This is a genomic window from Streptomyces sp. NBC_01237 (assembly GCF_035917275.1).
Lineage (GTDB): Bacteria > Actinomycetota > Actinomycetes > Streptomycetales > Streptomycetaceae > Streptomyces.
In genome coordinates this window covers 1428479-1449645 of sequence record NZ_CP108508.1, presented here as the reverse complement: position 1 = coordinate 1449645, position 21167 = coordinate 1428479, and the positions used below count along the sequence as shown (strand labels likewise).

Here is a 21167-nt window from a genome sequence, read left to right as displayed (position 1 = left end):
ACCATGGTCGAGGTGCCCCCCGGGATGCCGGCCAAGTGGGAGGACATCCTCGCCATGTTTCACGACGGGACCACCAAGCTTCCGGACCGGAACCTGGTGGCGGGCTCGGGTGCCAAGAAGTGGATCACCAAAGAGGTGAACGGCCAGTGGTTCAGCGGCACTCCGAAGCTCAAGGCGAAGGAGTGGGGGCTGGACGGCTGGTACGCCTTCGCTTTCCCGACCAGGGCGAACGAGCAATGGCTCATGTTCGGGTTCGGATACAACTGGGCCGACTTCGGAAATGACTCCGGGGCGCTGATGGAGTTCACCGGCGCGCCCGGCCCGATCTTTGGATCGGTGGTGTCCGGGACGAACAAGGATGCCAATGCGGCGTCGTCGCGCAAAGCGTCCGAGATCCTCAACAGCATGGAAGTCTGGACGGGCGGTTGGGCGGCCAAGTTCAATGAGTGGGCCGAAAAGGTGGGGAACGGCTCGGAGGAACTGCAAGGGGAGTCCGCCGAACTCTTCGAAGCCGTTCTGCTGGCGGTGAAGCGTTCGCTCCAGGAGACCCAGTCCTTTTACCTGGGCGGCACGCTCAAGGACAATCTCGTGAAGGTGAGCGAGCAATTGTCGACCACCATAGACGTGCTGAGGAAGAACTCCTGGAACTGGTTCGACAAGCGGGAGACCGTGGGGGCGAGCCCTGTCGAGCACCGTGAAGCCGGGTCCATCGCCATGGCGTTCACCCACCTGAACGCGCAGTTCCTGAAGGTGATGATCACCCAGAACCCCAAATCGGACCATGACGCGACGAAGAGTGGTCCTGACTGGGAGGGCATCGAGCGCGAGGCGAAGGCGAGCTGGCTCGACGGTGTCAGGACCGAGCTCGACGAGAAGTCCGCGCAGACGATGCTCGACCTGGCGACGGCCTACGACACGGCGAGCGGCAAGTTCTCCGACGCGAACTCCATCGTGAAGCCGACGTTCACCATCTCGCTGACGGCCGAGGAACAGAAGGACTTCTACGGCGACACGGGTACGGGCGGCGGTGACGGCGGTCCCGGCAGTGCCGACGACTTCCTCAACAAGTTCAAGGAGATGCTCGGCGGCGGCGCCGGCGGTGATGGCGCGGGCGGTGACGGCGGCGGCGGTGCGGGCGGCGGCGATCTGGGCCTCGGCGGCCCGCCTCCGGTGACCGGGCCGAGCGGGGGCACTTCCGGGACCAACCTCCCCAAGACCGGCAACCTCGGCCTCGTCCCGCCGCCGGTCACGGGATCCAGCGGCGGTACCTCCGGCACGGGCTCCGGCGGGTCCCTGACGGTCCCGGCCGGATCGCGTATCGACCCCAAGACCGGTGCCGTCACCGACGCCAAGGGCAAACCGGTCCTCGGTGCGGACGGCAAGCCCCTGATCGTGCCGCCCGGCTCCACCATCGGCCCCGGCGGTAAGATCATTTCACCCTCGACGGGCGGCCCGAAGCCACCGACGCTTCCGAGCGGCTCCACTTCCGGGGACTCGATACGGGGCTTCGGGGTCGACGCCGAGGGCAATGTCATCGTCCCCAAGGGCACCAGGGTGGACGCTCAGGGAAACCTGATCGGCGCGGACGGCAAGCCCCTGACCAACATGTACGGCGGGAAGCTCAGCGTTCCGCCGGGTTCCCGGATCAACGCCGACGGCACCATCACCGACCCGCAGGGCAAGCACATCACCGAGAGCAGCAACAACCTGAAGACCCGCACCCCCAAGTCGCTCGACGATCTGCTGAACGGTCAGCGTCGTCCGTACACGTCGAGCGGCGACCTCTTCGGGGGTTCGAAGGGCGCCTCCGAGAACCTCCGCAAGCTGTTCGACGGCAGTGGCAACGGCAACGCGAACCGTGAGCCGACCTCGGTGGTGTCCGGGCTCAGCAACCGGGCCCGGGCCGCGATGGGGCTGCCCGCGACCCCGGCCGTCCCGCCGGTACAGGGCAACGTGTCCACCCAGTCGCTCGGCGCCCTCGGACGGGGCGGAGCGGGCGGCGGGACGGGGAGCGGCATGCCCTTCATGCCGCCGATGGGCATGGGCGGTGGCGGCGCCCCGGGCGGCGGGGGCAACGGCGGCGACCGGCAGCGCAACGTATGGCTCTCGGAGGACGAAGAGGTGTGGGGCACCGAGCCCGATGCCGGAACGGGCGTGATCGGACGATGAGTTCCGCAGGGGCAGACACCGGTGGGGCGACGGCGGCGGGCGCGGATTCCGCCATGCCGCCGGTGCCCGACGACATCCGTGCGGCGGCGCGCACCGCACCCGACCACTGGTTCGGCACGGTGGACCCGGCGTGGCGCGGTGACGGCGAACCCCCGCTGTGGGCGGTGATCGGGCAGTGGCGTTCGGACGCCGACGGCGAGATCGTCGAGTGGCAGCGGAACGCCGACTACCGGCCCTCGCCCGGCATGCTCGGCTGGCCCGAGCCCGCCGACGAGGTGGATGCCGCCATGCAGCTCGCGGCCACCGGTTACGGCCCGGTCGAGAACGTCGCCCTGGCCGTGGTCAGCGCGGAGCTGGCCGTCCTGGTCGCGCCCGGCGGCGGCGCGGTCAGCGCCTGCACCCCGGACGGTGACCCGGTGGTGCCCGTCTTCACCTCGCCCGTCCATCTGGAGCGGGCCGGTGCGCTCGCCCACCGGGTGCTGTCGGTGTCCGAGGCGTTCGCCCTCGTACCCGAAGGCCAGGACATGTACCTCAACCCGACGGGCCCCGTGGCTCTGCGGCTGTCCGCCGAGGACCTGTCCCGCGCAGTCGACGTACTGGAAGCGGCGGCGGCCGCGGCGGAAGGCAAGGAGGAGCAGGACTGATGGTGTCGTTCCAGGAACAGCTCGCGGAGGCCATGGCCGGCCTCGCGGAGCAGACGAAGAAGATCCAGCAGGTCCAGGAGGAACTGGCCAGGGCATCCGCCTCGGCGACGTCCAAGGACCGGATGGTGACCGCCTCGGTCAACGCCCACGGCGAGATCCTGTCCTTCAAGTTCCACACCGAGGGCTACCGCACGATGCCCGGCGCCCAGCTCGCCGAGGTACTGAAGTCCACGGTCAACGCGGCGCGCCTGGAGATGAATTCCAAGGTCAGTGGCTCGGTACGGCCGCTGATGGGAAGCCAGGAGGACCTGGCGAGCGGACTCTTCGGCGGTGGTCAGCTCGACGACCTGCTCGCTCCGTTGCGTGAGATGCAGCCCGGCGGCCTGACCGAGACGGTGCTGGGGGACGACCGCGGGAAGACCGGGAACCGCGGCGAGGAGGACGAGTTCTATGGCTGACGGGACCCTCAGCGTTCCCGAGGACCTGCCGCGGAGGTTCACCCAGTTCGGCGAGATCTCGCGGATCGTCGGTGAACTCGGAGTCCTCAACGACCGCATCAATGTGGAGAACAGGACCGCGGGCGGCAGGGACGACGTGTACGCGAAGGAGTACCACAAGTTCGTCGACTCGACGGGCAAGGGACTCACGTACGGCCTCGAAGGTCTCTCCGATCTGCTCGAAATGGTCGGTATCAAGGGCAACAAGGCGTCGGTCATCCTGAACGACGCCGAGAACGACGCCAACCACATCGCCGCCGGCTGAGCCGGCCGAACTCCGAAGACGCGGAACCACACAATGGCGATTGAGGTCTCCGAGGGGTGGGGGAAACTCCTCAAGACGCTGACCGGCATGCCCTTCCCGCAGGCGAACGAGGACACCCTGCGGGTGGTCAGTGACGAGTATCGCCAGATGGCCGAGAAGTTCCGTGAGGTGGAGGAACTTCTGCGGCAGGTCGTCGGCCGCGTCGACGAGGACTTCGAGGGTGAGACCGCGACCAGGTTCGTGGCGTACGCCCGGCAGTTCGTCGAGAGGACGAACGGCAACGAGAGCATTCTCGAACGTGCCTACGAGGACGCGCTCAAGCTGTCGAAGAACGCGCACAAGACGGCCGCCGACATCGAGTACACCAAGTGGATGATCTTCGGCCAACTCGCCCTGCTCGTCGTGCAGATAGCCCTGGCCCAGGCCCTGATGCCGGTGACCGCCGGGCTGTCCGAGATCTGGGCGGCCGCCGCGATCGCCGCGTTCCGTGCCATGGCGATGCTGATCCTCAAGTTCCTGCTGACCCAGATCATCATGCAGACCATCACCGGTCTGGTCGGCGGCCTGCTGCTCGACTCCATCCTCCAGCTCACCCAGATGGGCCGCGGCGACCGCACGGAGTGGAACAAGAACTTCACCGCTGACGCCGCGAAGTTCGCCGCCATCGGCGGCGCGCTGGGCGGGCCGTTCGCGCTGCTCGGCGGTGGGCTCGGCAAGCTGCTCGGCAATCTGACCGGCAAGGGCCTCGGCAAGATCCTCGGCAACGACGCGGGGAAGGTGCTGGGAAAGGGGCTGGCCGGGGGCGGCAAGGGAGCGGGCGGCGCCGCGGGCGGTGCGGGCAAGGCCGCGGGTGGTCTGGGTAAGAGTGCCGGTGGCGCGGGTGCGGGTGGTCTGGGCAAGGGCGCCGGTGGCGCGGGTGCGGGTGGTCTCGGCAAGGGCGCCGGTGGCGCGGGTGCGGGTGGTCTCGGCAAGGGCGCGGGCGGCGCGGGTGCGGGTGGTCTGGGCAAGGGTGCCGGTGGCGCGGGTGCGGGCCTCGGCAAGGGTGCGGGTGCCGCTGGTGACGGCGCGGCCGGAGCGACCGGCAGGGCCGGAGCGGGCGCCGCGGGCCAGGCGATCTCGGAGGAGTCCGCCCGCAAGCTCGGCGAGCGCCTGGGCAACATCATGGGCCGGACCAACGAATCCCTGAACCACGTGGGGGCGGACGGGGCCAGGGGGGCGGCCGCGGGCGCGGTCGGCCGGGAGGTCGTCAAGGACTTCGCGAACGCCTTCGAGAAGAACCTCGGGGACTCCCTCGGCAACGAGACCGCCCGGAACCTGGGCCGCGACTACGGCGAGGCACTGGTCAAGAACTGGGGCGGCAAGGCCGACTGGCAGGGTCTGACCCATTCGCTGGACGACGCGCTCAAGCCGTACGTGAAGGACCTGGGGGAGAGCGGAGTGCGTGCGCTCTCGCACGACCTGCCCGGCTCCTTCGTCCAGACCATCAGCAAGAACATCGAAGGGAACATCGGCTTCCGGATCGGTAACTTCGTCGGTGAGATCGCCGGCGAGTCGGGCCACGCAGTGGTCACCGAGGGCATGTACAACCTGATCTTCGGGCCCGAGCACAAGTTCACGGTCAGCGGCTGGACAGCGGCCGCGGGCGCGGCGGGCGGCGTCATGGGCCGGGGAATCGGCCATGGCTTCCAGACCCTCCACCACGCGGTCCAGGGCCCGCCGGCCGCGCCGCCGCCGCGCCCACCGGTCTTCTCCTCCGACTCGCCCACCCCGCCGTCCACCGCCCCCCGGCCGACCACCGAGTCGAACCCCGGGGTGCGCGACGGTTCGGGCCCGAAGAACGACTCCGACAACCGCACGCTCACGGATTCGTCCTCGGAGTCCGGCTCGGACAGCGCCTCGCTGCGCAGCACCGACGACAACGGCTCGGACGGCGACAGCCTGTACTACCTGGACACGGACGACTTCTCGGACAGCCGTACGCTGTTCTCCGGCGACGACGACACGAACGCCGGAGCGTACGAAGGGCCCGGCCCGTCCGCCCCCGCCTTCGCCACCAGCTCGAACGACACGAGCTTCACGAACAGCACCGACAACACCAGCACCACGGACCGTTCGACCGCGCATCCCTTCACCCCCGCCCCCGTACCGCCGGCCGTGGCGCCGGAGCTGGACCTCCTGCTGAACAGCCTCCCGGACGTACCCGAGACATCGCCCTCCCCGGACCAGGCGTCCGAGACCGTGACGCATGGGTCCACGGACGTGGACCGGCTCCTGGAAGACCTTCCGGACGTACCCGAGACACCGCCGGGCGAGAAACTGACGCCGGAACTGGAGCAGCTCCTGGCGGACCTGCCCGATGTGCCACGCAACGATCCTCCGGTGACGTCCGACGACGGCGAGGGCGGGCTGTCCACCGACCGGTCGGACAACTCCGGACAGGGAAAGCGGACCGCGGACGACCTCGATCGCCTCCAGGAGCGCCTGGACCGGCTCAAGGACCGGCAGAACCCCGGCGACTCGGACTCCGACCTGGCGGCACGGCTGGCCAAGCTGCGGGCGGACGACTCCGGCGGCCTCGGCCGCCCCGCACGGGTCGACGAACTGCGTGAGCAGTACCGCGCGGCCCTGGAGGAGGACGGCACCGACGGGACGACGACGGGCGAGGGCGACGGCGCTCTCCCCCACGGCGGCGCTCTCCCGTACAACGGCGCGGGCGGCAGCACCCCGCCGCCGCGCCCCCTGCCGACCGTGTCCACGGCGCAGGGTGCCGGCAGCGCTCCCGGCGGGCCACGGCACCCGGCACCCGCCGGGCCCTCCCCGGACGGGTCGGACCTGACGTTCCCCGACATCCCGCAGAACGAGCCCGGCGGCCGGCTCTTCACGGCGGACGAACCGGATCTCGTGTTCCCGGACGTTCCCGAGGGCCCGCCGGGGACGGAGCGGACCGAGAGCGAGAGCGAAGGGCACGGACCGGCCACCGAGGACTCGTCGAACCCTCTCCGTACGGAGACGCAGGACGACCTGCCCTTCCCCGACGGCTTCGACCCGCACGACGACGGCGGCGGCGTCGACGCGCTGATCACGCGCCTGGACGAACTGGGCGGCACCGGCGACGGCCCGGTGAACCGGCTGGACCAGCTGCCCGACGTCCCCGACGGACCGACGCCCACCGAACAGCGCAGACTGACCAGGGACGTGGACCGGGAGGCCGACGCCCTGCTGGCCGATGCCCGCCGGGTCGGCGTCGACAGGGAGACGCGGCAGCGGCTGAGCGAGAGCATCAGGGCCGACGTCCGGGCGGGCAGGCACGCCGACGCCGCCGACGGCCTGCGGGAACTGGGCGACCTCGTGGCCGTGCACGGTCTCGGTGAGCGCCTGCGGCAGTTGCGCGGTCATGTGGACGGCGGATACGAGCTGCGGGCCGCGCAGTTGGGCATGCGCCGCACCGAGTGGCTGCGCCATGCCCTGGACATCGAGCAGTCGGCCCTCGGCAGCGATCCCCGTCGGACGACCCAGCTGCTGGACGAGTTCGAGAACCGGCTCGGCACCCTCGGGTCCGAACTGGGCACCCGCGCCGACAGCAGCCCCGAGGTGCTCCGCGAGCAGTTGGCCGACAACAGGCGGGCCGACGCGGAAGAAGCGGGCATGGACCGCGAGCGGTTCCTCGCATGGGAGGACCGCCGGGAGCAGGCGGCGACCCCCGAGGACCTCGACAGGATCCAGGCCGACTACGACGCCGAGCTGACGGCATCACGACGGCTCGCGACCCTGCGCGATCTCGGGGCGTCCGAGAGGGAACTGGCCGACTGGAAAAGCCGGTTCGAGGGACAGACGCGGAGCGACGACCTCGACGCACAGTACGAACGCCGTACGGCCACCCTGGGCAGAGAGGCCGAACTGGCCTCCTTCCGGGCACGGCTTGACGCCCTGCGCGAGGGCGGACACCAGCAGGACTCCGAGCAGCCGCCGCCCCCGCCGCAGGACGGCCCCGACGGCGACGGCACCCCGGACCGGGACCGTTCCGAGGACGCCGCGGCGGAGAACGACCGGCTCCTGGAGGAACGGCTCGACCGGCTGCGCGAGGGAATGGACGGCACGGGTCTGTCGCGCGAGGAGCGGCAGCAGTGGGAGGACCGGCGCGCGAACGCCGAGGACGACGGGGCGAGGCGGACCGTCGAGCAGGAGCAGTTCGACCGGATGGCACAGCTGGAGCGCGACCGCCGGCTGAAGGCCCTGTCCGACGCCGATCCCGCCGGGGCGGAGCGCAGCCCCGAACGCCGAGCCGAGTGGCAGAAGCGGCTGGACGAGGCGGCGGGCGACCACCGGTCGACCGACCGGATCCTCGACAGCTACGACGCGGAGACGGCGGAGCTGCGGCGCGAAGGACAGGAGCGCCTGGAGCAGGAGCTCCGCGCGCCGGACCGACTGCGGGACCTCGACGGGCGTATCGACCGATCCCTGGGCAAACTGCCCGACGAGATACGCCGGCAGGCGGCCCACGACGCCCGCTCGCTGGTGGAACGGCTGCGGAACCTGGCCACGGCCGATCGCACGACCGACCGCACGTCCGGCGGTCCCAAGACGGACGACTCCGTGTCGGAGAAGAGCAAGGACGTCCGCGACACGGACCTCACGGACGGCGAGGGCTCGTCCAAGGCCGGGCCGTCGACGACCGTACGCACTCCCGCCGCCCGGACGAACGTCGAGGGGGAGTCCGACAGCTCCGCGAAGACTCCGCGGCCGACCGGCTCCGAACAGGACAGGCGTGCTCCGGTGCAGCCGGGCGAGCAGCTGATGGAGACTCCGCGGCAGCGGGACGACTCGTCGGAGTCCGGAGGGAAGGACGGGGACAGCCTCCACACACGGGACCGGGACGACCTGCCGTCGCCGAACGGCCGCCGCATACGTACCCAGAGCGAGGACGACACACGGTCCCTGACCGAGGACGACACACGGTCCCTGACCGATACGAGGACCAACTCGGAATCCGAACCGGACAATGACCACGCACTCAAGGCCGATGACACGTCCGACTCCAAGGACGAGCCGAAGAACGAGTCCGAGTCCAGGGACGAGTCCGAGCCGAAGAACGAGTCCGAGTCCAAGGCCGATGACGATGACGCCGACTCCGTGGCCTCCGTCCCCGAGGACTCCGAGATCCCGGTGAAGGGCGAGGAGAACGAGGAGCCGCCGGGAGGTCCCGGTGGCGGCCCCTCACGGGCGGACGCGTCGAGCCTGCGGCAGCGGCCCACGGCCCGCGACAAGGCTCTGGACGCGCTCGCGGCGGACGAGTACGAGCAGCGGATGTACCGGGCGCGCCGCGATCGTCCGGACCTGACGAGCGAGGAGGCCCTCCGGGACGAGGTGTACCGCCGGATCGGGAACCCGGGCGAGAAGGTGGTGAAGGCGGCCTTCGCCGCCCCGCTGCTGGAGAGCGACGTCGCTCCCCTCACGCGGGAGCAGACCGACGGGTTCGTCACGTACGACGACAACGCGATGCTGCCGAAGTCGCTGCGGGGCCAGGGCCACGGGCGGATCACCGTCAGAGGTGTCGACGCGCTGGCCGATTCCCTCGCGACGGGATGGCGTCTGCGGCCCGACGGGCTCGAAGAGCTGAGGCGCGTGCTCAGCCAGAGCCCGCACACCCTGCTCAGCCCCCGGACCTTCGTCCTGCCGACCGTGGACGGCGGCCACCGGGAGATCTCCCTCTCGCTGGAGAGCTACGGGAACTGGCGCCGCCATGCCGAGCCGTCGTCCCTGGCCCCGGTGGAGGGCAGCTCGACCGCCAAGGACGAAGCCGCCAAGGACAAGCTCACCGAAGCCGCCAAAGACGAGGCCGACGGGTCGAAGACCGACGGGTCGAAGACCGACGGGTCGACGTCGGACAGGACGAAGACCGGTGCGAAGGCCACCGACGCCCCCGTCAAGATCGAGACCGAACTCCGCACGCGCCCCGGCGCGACGGAGACCAAGTCCCTCGGCACGTCGCGTGCTTTCGGAGTGGCGATCCCGCTCGGCCCCTCCGCGGGGAACGTCGGCGGGTTGGGATCGCTGTCCCTCGGCGGTCGGCGCATGGAGGCCGGCTACACGTACACCCAGGAGAGCCGCGCCCAGAGCAGTGTGACCGCGGTCGGCAAGGACGGCAGCCATCTGCATGTGAGCGACCTGCACATCGCCGTCGAGTCCTCGCGCGTCTGGGACAGCAAGGGCCGTGAGGCGGCCACGGAGCAGCAGCCCGGCACCGTCACGCGGCGGGGCTACCGCATCCAGGACGGTGTCACCTGGCGGGTCCCGGACAGCGTCACCGACCCGGCGATCCCGGACCGGCTGCCCACGGCCTTCACGTTCGCGCCGGGCGCCCGCCCGCACCTCCTCGCGCCGCTGAACGTCACCACGGAGACCCGGCTGCTGGACTGGGCACTCGTGAACTTCCCCGAGGCGACCCCCGGCAGCTTCCTCCGTCGCCAACTGGCCGATCTGTTCGGCGAGGAGAGCCTGCGCACCATGATCGCGCAGAGTTCCGGCGAGACGGTGGTCAGCGCCCCGCTCTTCGCCGGTCTCGGCAACCGGTCCCTGGGCTCCGTGGAGCTCCGGCTCGTCCCGGTCGACGCGACGCTGCTCCAGGCGTCCGACAAGACCGAGGTCAAGAAGGCCGACGCGCAGCGCTCCACCGCCACCACGGAGAAGAAGAACACCCAGGGCGCCTCGATCGGCATCTCCGCGGGCCCTCAGGTCGCGCTGCTCCAGCCCGTGGGCACCCTGAGCCTCCAGGTCGCGGGTTCGGCCGCCCTGACGACCCAGCGTGCGGAGAGCAGTTACAGCGGCAACACGGCCGAATCCGTACGGACGCTCAACAGCCGCGGCCACTCGGGGCTCTACGACGTCCGCTTCCGGATCGAACTGCGCAGGCAGGGCGGTGTCTGGGAGTCGCCCGAGCCGGCCGGCCGGACGACCGGCGCCGACCGGAACGCCGGGAACGCGGAAGGCGCGTTCCTCACCGCCACCGTGCAGTTGCCGCGGGCCGACGCACGCAGACTGGCCGGCTGGGACGACGGCACCTCCCCCCTCCCGGCCGCCGAGGCCCCGCCCGCCCCCGCCTATCTGTCGCCGTCGAACCCGGCGACCTTCGGCCTGCACGCGGTCCTGGACCTCACGGCGGCCCACGCCCAGGAAACAGCTCCGTCCCGGGTCTCCCTGACGGACGTGCTGGTCGACCGCATCCAGGCCGGGCTGCACCGCGCCTACCCCGACCTGGTGCTTCCCTCCCGGCCGGACACCGACGCCACCGGCGACCGGAGCGGCGGCAGCGACCGGAAGTACAACAACGCGGTACGCAACACCCATCTGCTGCGCCAGGCACTCTCCCGTACGGTGCTGGAAGGTTCCCTCGACCGGCTGACGAGCACCGGACTGCGCATCCAGCTGGAGCAGCTCGACTCCGTCAACAAGCGCTATGTCGTGCTCACCGTGCGGGCCGAGGCGACGAACCGTCAGTTCGCCGGCACGCACCACGATCTGGGCCTGGCGAACAACGTCCTCTCCACGCGCCGCGCGGACAGCGCGACCACCCGTACCCACGGCTGGTCGGCCGGCGTCGACATCGGACTGACCGGGATCAAGGGCTTCGGCGGTACCGGGAGCATCGGCTACCGGTACGGCAGGCAGAGCGCCTACGGCATGACGTACGGGCCTACGCTGACCCCGGACGGCGGCATCACCAGTTCCGGGTCGCAGCACCTGTGGTCGTACGACCTGGCCTTCACGGCCCGGGCCACCAGCTTCACCCGGCCGCGTCAGATCGCGCGGACCATGACCGGCGAGCTGCTCAGCACCCGGTGGTTCGTGAAGCAGGCCGCCGGGAGCGTCGACGTCCTGGGCACCGGGCAGGGCGGCGGACGGACGGCCCCGGCCCCCGTCACCGGCCGTGTCACCCTCGCCGTACCCGCGTCGCTGTCCGTCGTCCCCGACCTGCCCGTCATCAGGCCGGAAAGAGTCCTGGCGCCGGAGCCCGTGCCGATGGATCCGGCTCTGGCCGACCTGCTCTCCTCCGGGAAACCGGTCTCCACGGATCACTGGACGCCCCACGCCCTCTTCGACGGGCTGCACTCCGTGCAGAGCGTCAATTCCCCCGAGGTCGTGCTGCACCACCTCAAGGAACTCCTCGCCGCCGTCTCCGGCAACTCCTGGATCTACGGAACCGACGGGACCCCCGCCTCCGGCGCGCTGACCGAGGCGTTCACCTCCGGCCGCAACGAAGCGGACTTCAGCGACGCGGCGCAGACGGGCAAGCACATCAGCGACCTGTTCGGAAGGACGGCCGTCACCGACATCACCGCGTCGGTCAGCGCCTGGCCCCAGGTGCGCGGGACGCGTGTGCTCGCCGTCGTCGACTCCAGCGACCTCGCGCTGTCCAACGTCGGCTCGGGCACCGGCGGGGCGGGGCACTCGGTCGCCCATGTCCGCAGTCATACGGTCTCGGGCCTGCTGGCTTTCCGGGCCAAGCACACCGACGCGCTCCAGACCGCCGGCACCTACGGACTCACCGCATCGCCCTACCAGCGCACCAGCACCGCGACCACGGCCGAGACCTTCTCGGCGAACCCCGCCCACACGGTCCAGTACACCGGCCCGATGGTCCTGGTCGGCGCCGATGTGGCCTGGCACCTCGCGGCCCGCTCCCAGCCGTCCGGTCTGCTCCGGGCACCCATGGAGGCGATGCGCGGACGGCCGCCCCAGGGCCGGGTCGTGGAGATCCCCGACGGCCTGCTCGTGTGGATGCCGCTCGCCGAGGCGCGGAAGGCCGGTCTCTTCGACGACGGTCTCACCGCTCCGCCGCCCCAGCAGCTCTACACCGCCGTCGAGGCGGCCCCGCACGCCACGCTCACGGTCGGCCGCATCGATATGTCGCGAGCGATCCATGAGTTCACGAACCGCATGCTGGAGACCCTGCCCCGGCACAAGAGCTGGCTCGGGCCCAAGAGCCTGCTGGCCGACCAGCTCGGCGGCCTGGCACGGCAGATGACCACCCTGTCGCCGTCCGGCATCCGCGCCCTGCAGTCGGGCATGGAGAACGGCGGCACCTCCCTGCGCCTGGCCCGGAACAAGATCGGACCGGCCAAGGACGCCAGTTTCACCGTGACCCTGACCCGGGACGGCTTCACCCCCGGTGCGCTGCGCCACGACGTGAAGCCCACGATCGCCCGGCCCACGTCCACGGGGGAGACGGTCACGGAGAAGCTGGCGCGCGGGTACGAGGCCGGATACCGGCTCGGAGAGGTGCCCACCGTCTTGGACCGCCCGGGTCTGCGCAGCGGTGGCTTCACCCTCGACGACCGCGTCGGGTCCACCCGCTCGTCCTCCCTGGCCCACGCGGTCACCGACGCCGTGAGCGCCCAGGTGGCCTTCGAGGGGCCGGTGGTGACCGGCCGTACGAGGTTCAGCGTCACGTTCACGCTGGAGTTGCCGGACGGGACCGTGGTGCGCCACACGTACCCCGTCGGTGATGCCGAGGTGGTGCTGCCGCTGAGCCTCGCCCGACCGCAGAGCACGGAACAGCGGACCGCCGAACAGCAGCAGACCGAACAGCAACAGACCGAACAGCAGCAGACCGAACAGCGCAGGACGGAACCGAAGCAGCCCCTGTCGCAGGCGGTCGGCACGCCCCCGGAGCCCGCCCGCCCGATGCTGCTTCCCCCCGACCAGCAGCAGGCCGTGCCGCTCCGGCAGCGGAACGAGGCGGGCCGGAAACTGTTCGCCACCGGCCCGGAGAGTGTCGTCGTCACCACCGTCGGCGGTATCACCGTCCTCCGCGACGCCGCGGCGTACGCCGTCGACCTCGCCGTCAAGGGCCGTGGCACCACGACCGACGCCGCGACGGTGATGCCCACCGACGGGAACGGCCGCTATGTGCGCCGGACGGTGTTGACGCGGCCCGGTACAGCCGCCGGTGAGGTGCTGAAGGGCGGCATCAGCACCGATGTGCTGAGCGCCTACCTTCCGCAGATGGTCCGCGACGGCCTGACCGTCACGCTGCACGACACCACATCGACGATCGGCGGGACGGACGCGACGCTGAAGATCTCCGCCGACGTCGATCTGTCGCGGGCCCGGCTGCTGGCGGTGGACCCGGGCGCGGGGCTCGGCGGCAGCCGGCGGACCATGGACAACGACACCTACACGGGTGACATCACCGAATCGCACGCACCGGCGATGACCGCGGGACCGGCCTTCGAGACACAGCCCCTGGTCCAGTCCACGGCCGCCGTCCCGGGCTGGACGGACTCCGACGCGTCGGGCGGCGCCGCCGACCGCCGGACCTCCGCGCTGACCACGCTCAAGCCGTTCGCCGGTGGCGCGGTGCTCATCCAGGCGCCCCTGCACGTACTGCAGACCGCGAAGGCGTCGCACCGCATCGCGGACCTGCCCGTCGTCCCGCCGGCGCTCAGGCCCGGATCCAGGCCGCCGGTCACCGTCGAGCACACGGTGCAGGACGGAGTGACGATGTGGGTGTCGTTCGACGTCGCGCGGGAGCACGGACTGCTGCCGCCCGAGGTCGAGGCCGCCGCCGACATCGTCAAGGAGCAGACCAAGAAGTACACCGAGGCCGCCACGGAGGCGGAGGGCACCGAGCGGCGCCTGCGCGCACTCGGCAGCGAGGTCTCCGCGCTCCACACGGAGCTGCGGCGCCTTCTGGAGACGCCGGCTCCTCCCGGCCCGGACGTGACGGCGGCGCGGCAGCGGCTCGCCACGGCACGGTCGCGGTACGCCGAAGCCCAGCAGGACCTCGCCAACCAGCGCCGTGTCCTCGCGACCGCCGAGCGGCACCTCGCGGGAGCCTCCGAGGCCGCCTGGAAGGCCGTCGACCACTACACGGTCACCGGTGCCCGCCCCACCGGCACGCCGCCGGTCCCCTGGAGCGAGCCGCCCGCCGTCGAGGCGGTCGAGACCCCGGTCGCCGCCGTCGGCTACCCGCCGCTCACCGAAGTCCTGGCGGCACTGGAGTCCCTCGGAGGCCAGGCGTCCCAGGAGGGCCCGGCATCGCTCGACGGCCCGGCATCGCTCGACGGCCCGGCCACGACCGGCCTCACCCAACTGCCGGGCCTCGTCCCGAGGGAGGACGTCCTCGCCCGCACGGGGGTCTGGCTCGACGACGCCGGACCGCTGTCGGACACGGACGCCGTACGCCGCGAACAGATCAAGGCGGCGGGCTGGGCGCAGCGCCTGCGGGCGGCGGACGCCGCCTACCGGTCGTCGCTGGAGGCCGTGCGGGCCGCCCCGCAGGCCGACCGCGACACCGTCGCGATGCACGAGCGGCGGGCCGGGAAGTCACGGACCGAGGAAGAGGCCCGCAAGCACCTCGACGCGGCACGGGACGCCGGGTCGGCCTACGACCGGGCGGTCACCCGGCTGACGGCCGACTTCCGTGAACTCGCGGTCGTCCAGGCGAACTTCGACGCGGTGGACGCGTCCACCCGCGGAGTCCGGGGCCCGCGGACGGAAGGAAGCGCCACCGGGACACGGGGCGTGAGGCCCTGGCACCCCGCACCGGAACCCGAGGGCTACGTCCGTCCGTCCGCCGTGAAGTCCGCCCCCGAGCCCTACGTCGCCCAGGGGGAGGACACGCAGGGCCGGCCGACCGGTCTGAAGGCACCGGACGGCCGCGTCCTCCAGCTCGTGGAGCCGCCCTCCACCGGGCCCGCCCACCTCGACACCGGGACGAGTTTCCACCGCTCCCTCCTCGACGCCGTCGGCCGCGCGCATCCCCGGCTCCTCGCCGAGCTGGGCCTCCACGGACCGGGCAGGAGTCTCTCCGCCGAGGACGTCGGGCATCTGAGGCAACGGCTGGCCGACCGGCTGATGGAGGACGGCGAGGAACTCGCGGAATTCCTCGCGATCGACCCCCAGGAGCGGTTCACCGCACAGGAACTGGCCGACGCGGCCATCGTGCTCGGCGCGGCGGAAGCCGCCGAGCACGCCGACTCGCGCGGACGCCTCCCGGACACCGTGGCCGCCCGGCTGACCCCCGTACAGCGCCTGGAGCTTGCCCGTACGACACTGCTGCGGCCGGGCGACGGGCAGATCGGTGACCGCAAGGACACCGGCTGGAACCACTCCGCGGGCGACCTGGCGGCACTGCTCGCGGCCCGGGTGCTCGGCGTTCCCGTGACGGTGGTCCAGCCGGACCTGAGCCATCTGACGTTCGCCGCACCGGTGACGGACGCGGCCGGGAACACGCGGTCGGGTGTCGTGCTGCACCTCGCCGACGACCGGTACCGGGCCGCCGTACCGGTCGCGGCACCGGACCTGCTGCTCAACGCCGACGCGGAGATCACGCAGCAGCACACCGCATCGGTCCTGACCGAGAGCGTCGAGCCCGCCGCGCTCCCCGCCACGGCTCCCACCGGTCCCACCTACTACGTGGGCTCCGGCAGCGAAACGTCCACCGCGGTACCCAAGGAGCTCAATTTCGTCTGGCTGGGCGGCGAGCTGAAAGAGGCCGCCCGCGGCAATCTCCAGGCCTGGGCGGACAAGGCGCGGGAGGCCGATTGGAAACTCTCGATCTGGACGGACGAAGACGGACGGAAGAACAACAAGGAATTCCTCAAGGACTTCGCGGACTCCGCGACCGTCCAGCACAGGTCGGTCAAGGACCTGTTCGCCAAGGACAAGAATTTCGGCGGGGAGCGGGTACCGGCCAAGGCGTTCGCCCTGCACGAGGCCGCGCTGAAGAAGGACAGCCTCGCGATGGCTTCCGACGTCGCCAGATACGCCCTCCTCTACAAGCACGGCGGGGTGTACCTCGATGTGGACCTGGGCCCCGGAGCCGTGATGCTGCGCCCCGAGGGCATCCTGCTGCCGAAGGGCGACGACACCCTGCCGATGTTCGGGCCGATGCTGCAGAACATGGCCAGCGCGCGAAAGGTACTCGGACTCGACGAGAACGCCCCCGTGGCGGACCGCCTTCAGGAAGCCGCCGCCGCGGCGTACGAACAGGGTCTGTTCGGGAATCAGTTCATCGTCGCTCATCCCGAGAGTCCTTTCATGAAACGGGTCCTGGACGCCCTGCCGGACATCAAGGGCAAGGACGAATACGTCCGCGGCGTACTCAAAGCGGCCATGAAGTCGAAGAACGTGGCCGGGAGCACCGGTCCGGGTTTCCTCTCGCGGCAGCTCGACGAGCACACCAAGTCCCTCCGGAGCGCGGACGAGACGACATACACCTTCCGGCGGCCGCCCTCCCAATTCCGCATCCGGGCATCCGACTGGGAGGACTGGACGCGGCTGGACTGGCTGACGGCCGAGAGCGAGAACCTGGAAGTCCCCGGGACGACGTCCGCGCCGTCCCGGCAGGGAACCCTCATCGGGCGCCTGGCCGACACGGTCAGACACCCGAGCCGGTGGGGGAGCGGAACGTTCAGGTCGCGTCCGGCTCTGCTGCCGAACGAGGGCACGCTGCTGACCGGCATCGACGCGTCGTCGGAGCGCCCCGTGCAGGGCGGGAAGCCGAAGGGCGAGCTCGTCGGCAAGGACGGCAGGACGGTTTCGTACGAGCGTGTCCACGAGAGCCTGCGGACGATCCGCGACGCCTCCGGGAACACCATCGGGTACGCGTCGCACAGCGACACGGACTGGGCCCCCCGCAAGGACTTCTACGCCAAGTACCGGGCGGAGGAGACGTCCTTCGCGACCTACCGGAAGACGGACGGCGGAAAGTTCGCCCCGGTGGCCGACGACGAATCGTCACCCCGTACCGTTCCGTGGCACTCCGACACGAGCGCGCCTCCCGGGCAGAAGGCCCCGAAGCCGCTCTTCTTCGACGCGCACGGTTCCCGCGACGGGGTCAAGCTCCAGATCCGCGGCGAGCTTCCGCTGGTCGTCGACGGCGCCCAGTTCGCGCGCTTCATGGAGACGTTGAGGGACCCGTCGCAGCCCCCCGCCCCGGTGGTGCTGGTCGCCTGCGAGACCGCCGGTCCCCGGGCGGCGGACGGCGGAAGCGTCCTCGCGGACGCGGTAAAGGCCGTGCCCGGACGGCGCTGGTACGCACCCGATGTCCCGGTCGGCCATGCGTCGAAGGCGAGCGCGACGGGGGAGAACGGAGCCACGGGTGTGCTGGCGCTGCTGGCGGACCCCGCCACGCAACGACGGGGCCAATGGGTGACCGCGGGCGGGCCGGCCGACGCGGGGGACGGGCTCATACGTCCGGATCATGAGGTGAAGGAGAGCGTGCTCTCCCCGAACCCCACCGACACCCCGAATGCCCAGCACGGCGCGGACAAACTCCTGCTCAACACCCCGTCCGAAGATCAGCCGCCGTCCGACCCCGGCGTGCTGCGCCTGGGCGGCGGCACGGGCGAGGCCCTGCCCATTCCCAAGAAGCTCAACTTCATCTGGATGGGCGCGGCGATGACGCCCGCCGCGCAGACGAACCTGCGGACCTGGGCGGTCAAGGCCCGGGAGTCCGGCTGGGAGATGAGGATCTGGACCGACGAGAACGGCGCGGCCAACAACCGCCGATTCCTGGACAGGCTCGCGCAGGGCGAATCGGTCGTGAACGCTCCCATCGACTCACTGTTCGAGAAGAAGTGGCACAACGCGCTCACCAAGGACCCGCTGTCGAAGGCGCGGGTCCTCTACGGAGAAGGTCAGAAGCACAGGAGCTTCGCGATGGCCTCGGACGCCGCCCGGTACGCCATCCTCTACGAGCAGGGCGGTGTGTACCTGGACGTCGACCTGGCGCCCGGCGGGGTCGACCTGCCGCCTGACGGCGTGCGGATGCCCGTCGACGATGCCCTGCCCATGTTCGGGCCCCGCTTGAGGGACGAGAGCAGCGTGCGCAGGCATATCGGCCCCGCTGCGACAGGGGAGCCGGAACAGCCGCTGACCCCGGAGAACATCCGCGCCGCGGCCGTGGACTGCTACGCCACGGGGGAGTTCAACAACGCTCTGATCGCCGCCCACCCGCGGAACCGCTTCCTCAAATACCTGCTCAAGAACCTCGTGGACCTGGGAGCCCTGTCGCCGGAACAACGGGCGGTGAAGGAAGGGGAGATCAAGAGGCGGGACGTGGCCAGCATCACCGGGCCGGTGTTCATCGACACGAAGATGAACGACTACAACCGCAAGTGGGTGAGGGAGAACCCCTCCCGGCCGACGACCACCATGAGGGGATCACGCAGATTCAGCCCCACGGACGCGGCCCGGGACACCTGGATCGATCTGACCTGGGTGACCGCGGAGAGCGCGAACCAGGAAACGGCGTCCCTGGCCGGCTCGGACGACACTGATCCTGCACCGCCGCCCGTCGAGCGCACCGCCACGGTGCGGGAGAAGCTGAAGAAAATCGCCGGCACGCTCCGGGGCAATCCCACGGGCGGCGGAGGCAGAGGCAGCGGCGGCGGGGGCTCCTTCTCCGGAGCGCCGGGGTTCCTCACCAACAGCCCGGTCACCCTCTCGGCAGGCGACGGGCTCTCCGCCACGCACCCGCCCCTCTCCTCGCCCTCGGCCGAATCGCTGCTCGCACGGACCGTCGCCAGCCCGACGCCGGACGCCGTGCTCACGGGCAGGGACGGGCGCAGGGTCACCTACGGCCAGGTCCACGAGGGACTCCAGCTGATCCGTGGTGCCGACGGCAGGACACTGGGTTTCGCCTCGCACACCCCGCAGGACTGGGCTCCGCGCAAGGACTTCTACGCCACGTACCGCTCGGACGAGAACCTGTTCGCGCACTACCGCACCGCGGACGACGGGACGTACGTCCCCCACACCGACGAAGCCTCCCCGAGCGGAGAGGTCCCCTGGCAGACCGGCGCGCCGACGAAGGAGGCGCCGAATCCCCTCACGCCGCTGTTCTTCGACGCGCACGCCACCGTGAACGGCATCGAACTCCATGTGGTGGGCGAAAAACCGCTGGAGGTCGACGGCGCCCAGTTCGCGCGTTTCATGGAGACACTGAGGGACCCCGCGCAGCCCCCGGCTCCGGTCGTGCTGGTCGCCTGCGACACCGGAAAGCCCCGGCCCACCGACGGCGGGAGCATCGCGAGCGACGCGGCACACGCCCTGCCCGGACGTCTCTGGTACGCCCCCGACGTCGAGGTCGGTCACGCGCGCCCGGCGACCGGGGCCGAAGGTGCCACCGGAGTCCTGGGTCTGCTCGCGGACCCGGTCACCCACCACCGCGGCCGGTGGATCACGGCGGGGGAGGCCCTCGAATCCGGCCCCGCCGTGGCACCCGTCCCGAAGCGGGCCGACCAGCCCGCTCCCACGTACTCGGACATGATCTTCGAAGCCCTCAACACCGCCCCGCAGAGCAGCACGGAGCAGGGGGAGGCGCAGACGACGTCCGACGACCAGGCGCCGGGCGGGACGCAGACCGAGCAGACGGCGCCCGTACCTCCGCAGCCGGACCACGACGCGGCCGCCGAGCCGGCGCCCGAACCGTCACTGGACATCTCCTACCGGGAGGACGGCGTGGCCCCGCAGCTCCTGCGCGCCGACGACGAGGAATCGGTACGCAAGTACGTCTTCACCTCGCTCGCGCGGGGCGACTACGACGCCGTGCACCTGCTCCTGGACCGGTTGGGGGCGTCGGACGTCCCGCCGGGCTATCTGGAGAATCTGCGCGTTCAGTTCGACGCGCTCGCGACGGATGCCCCGCCGGCTCCCCCCGTTCCGCGCGAGATCCATTTCGTCTGGCTCGGCGGCGACATGCCCACGGCCGCGCTCACCAACATCTTCGCGTGGGTCCGCGCGGCTCGCAGCGCCGGTTGGAACACCAACCTGTGGACGGACGGCAACACGAAGCTGAGCCGGACCACCCTGCTCAGGATCCGGACCACGACGGGGCTGACGCGGATGCAGATCGATACCGTCATCGACCCGCGCCTGGCGGACTCCTTCGCCGTGGCCAGTGCGGGCGGCGCGTACCCGTTCGCCTCCGACCTCGCCCGCTACAGCATCCTCAGGACGCACGGCGGGGTGTACGCCGATGTGGACCTGGGCCCCGGGACGATCGACCTCGCCGACGCCGGGAACACCCCGGGGCTCCGGCAGAACGACCTGCCCGTGTTCGGCCCGCTCATCCGTGACGTGGCGGGTCTGAATCTCACACTGGAGCGGAAGGCGGAGCTGGAAGGTGTCGCCTATGTGCCGCCGACCGGGCCGCCGACCGCGCAGCAGGTTCGCGCCGTGGTCGATCACCTGCTCGACACCGGCGGCTACGGCAACCACTTCATCTCCGCGCAGCGGGAGTCGGCGTTCATCGAGCGGCTGATCGTGAAGGTCGCCGACAAGATCCGCGGACTTGAGGAAGCGGACGAGATGAAGCTGGCGGGCCCGGCCTCCTCGGGGCCGTTCCCCATGCTCCAGGTGCTCAACGAGCACCTGGAGGCCGAGTTCGGGGTGAGGAACCTCCAACGGGGCGAGTACGGCCGGTTCCAGGGCCAGGGCAGGCATTTCCACGAGGCCATCGAGTGGCTGACAGCGGAGAGCGAGAACCAGGGTTACGAAAGGTGACAGGTCGTCATGTGTAATGGTTCGGGCGGGAATTGAGCTCGCCGTAGAGCGATCGAGAGGATGAGGAAAGTCGATGGCAGG

5 protein-coding genes are annotated in these 21167 nt (G+C 70.9%); all 5 read left to right on the top strand.

All coding sequences use genetic code 11. The annotated features are described in order from the left end of the window. Window positions 1–3: 3 nt before the first annotated feature. The 5 genes from OG251_RS06380 to OG251_RS06360 are packed head-to-tail and all read left to right on the top strand — an operon-like array spanning window position 4 to window position 21086. Complete coding sequence (locus OG251_RS06380) at window positions 4–2169, top strand: hypothetical protein (RefSeq protein WP_326676243.1); 2166 nt, start codon at window positions 4–6, stop codon at window positions 2167–2169. Next, window positions 2166–2813 (top strand): type VII secretion system-associated protein, encoded by a 648-nt coding sequence (locus OG251_RS06375; protein ID WP_326676242.1) that lies wholly within the window; start codon window positions 2166–2168, stop codon window positions 2811–2813. Before OG251_RS06380 ends, OG251_RS06375 begins: the two co-directional genes overlap by 4 nt. Beyond that, window positions 2813–3271: a YbaB/EbfC family nucleoid-associated protein gene (locus OG251_RS06370; RefSeq protein ID WP_326676241.1), complete on the top strand. Its 459-nt coding sequence runs from the start codon at window positions 2813–2815 to the stop codon at window positions 3269–3271. The genes OG251_RS06375 and OG251_RS06370 overlap by 1 nt, the downstream gene beginning before the upstream one ends. Continuing rightward, the gene (locus tag OG251_RS06365; RefSeq protein ID WP_326676240.1) at window positions 3264–3575 is read left to right on the top strand and encodes a hypothetical protein; all 312 of its coding nucleotides are present in this window, start codon (window positions 3264–3266) and stop codon (window positions 3573–3575) included. Before OG251_RS06370 ends, OG251_RS06365 begins: the two co-directional genes overlap by 8 nt. Window positions 3576–3608: 33 nt before the next feature. After that, window positions 3609–21086, top strand: a complete 17478-nt coding sequence (locus OG251_RS06360) for a glycosyltransferase (RefSeq protein ID WP_326676239.1) — start codon at window positions 3609–3611, stop codon at window positions 21084–21086. The last annotated feature ends 81 nt before the right edge of the window (window positions 21087–21167 follow it).

Excerpts from the sequence above, each read along its gene's own strand:
- OG251_RS06370 (WP_326676241.1), top strand. The coding sequence starts at position 2,813 with ATGGTGTCGTTCCAGGAACAGCTCGCGGAGGCCATGGCCGGCCTCGCG.
- OG251_RS06365 (WP_326676240.1), top strand. The coding sequence starts at position 3,264 with ATGGCTGACGGGACCCTCAGCGTTCCCGAGGACCTGCCGCGGAGGTTC.
- OG251_RS06375 (WP_326676242.1), top strand. The coding sequence starts at position 2,166 with ATGAGTTCCGCAGGGGCAGACACCGGTGGGGCGACGGCGGCGGGCGCG.
- OG251_RS06380 (WP_326676243.1), top strand. The coding sequence starts at position 4 with ATGGTCGAGGTGCCCCCCGGGATGCCGGCCAAGTGGGAGGACATCCTC.
- OG251_RS06360 (WP_326676239.1), top strand. The coding sequence starts at position 3,609 with ATGGCGATTGAGGTCTCCGAGGGGTGGGGGAAACTCCTCAAGACGCTG.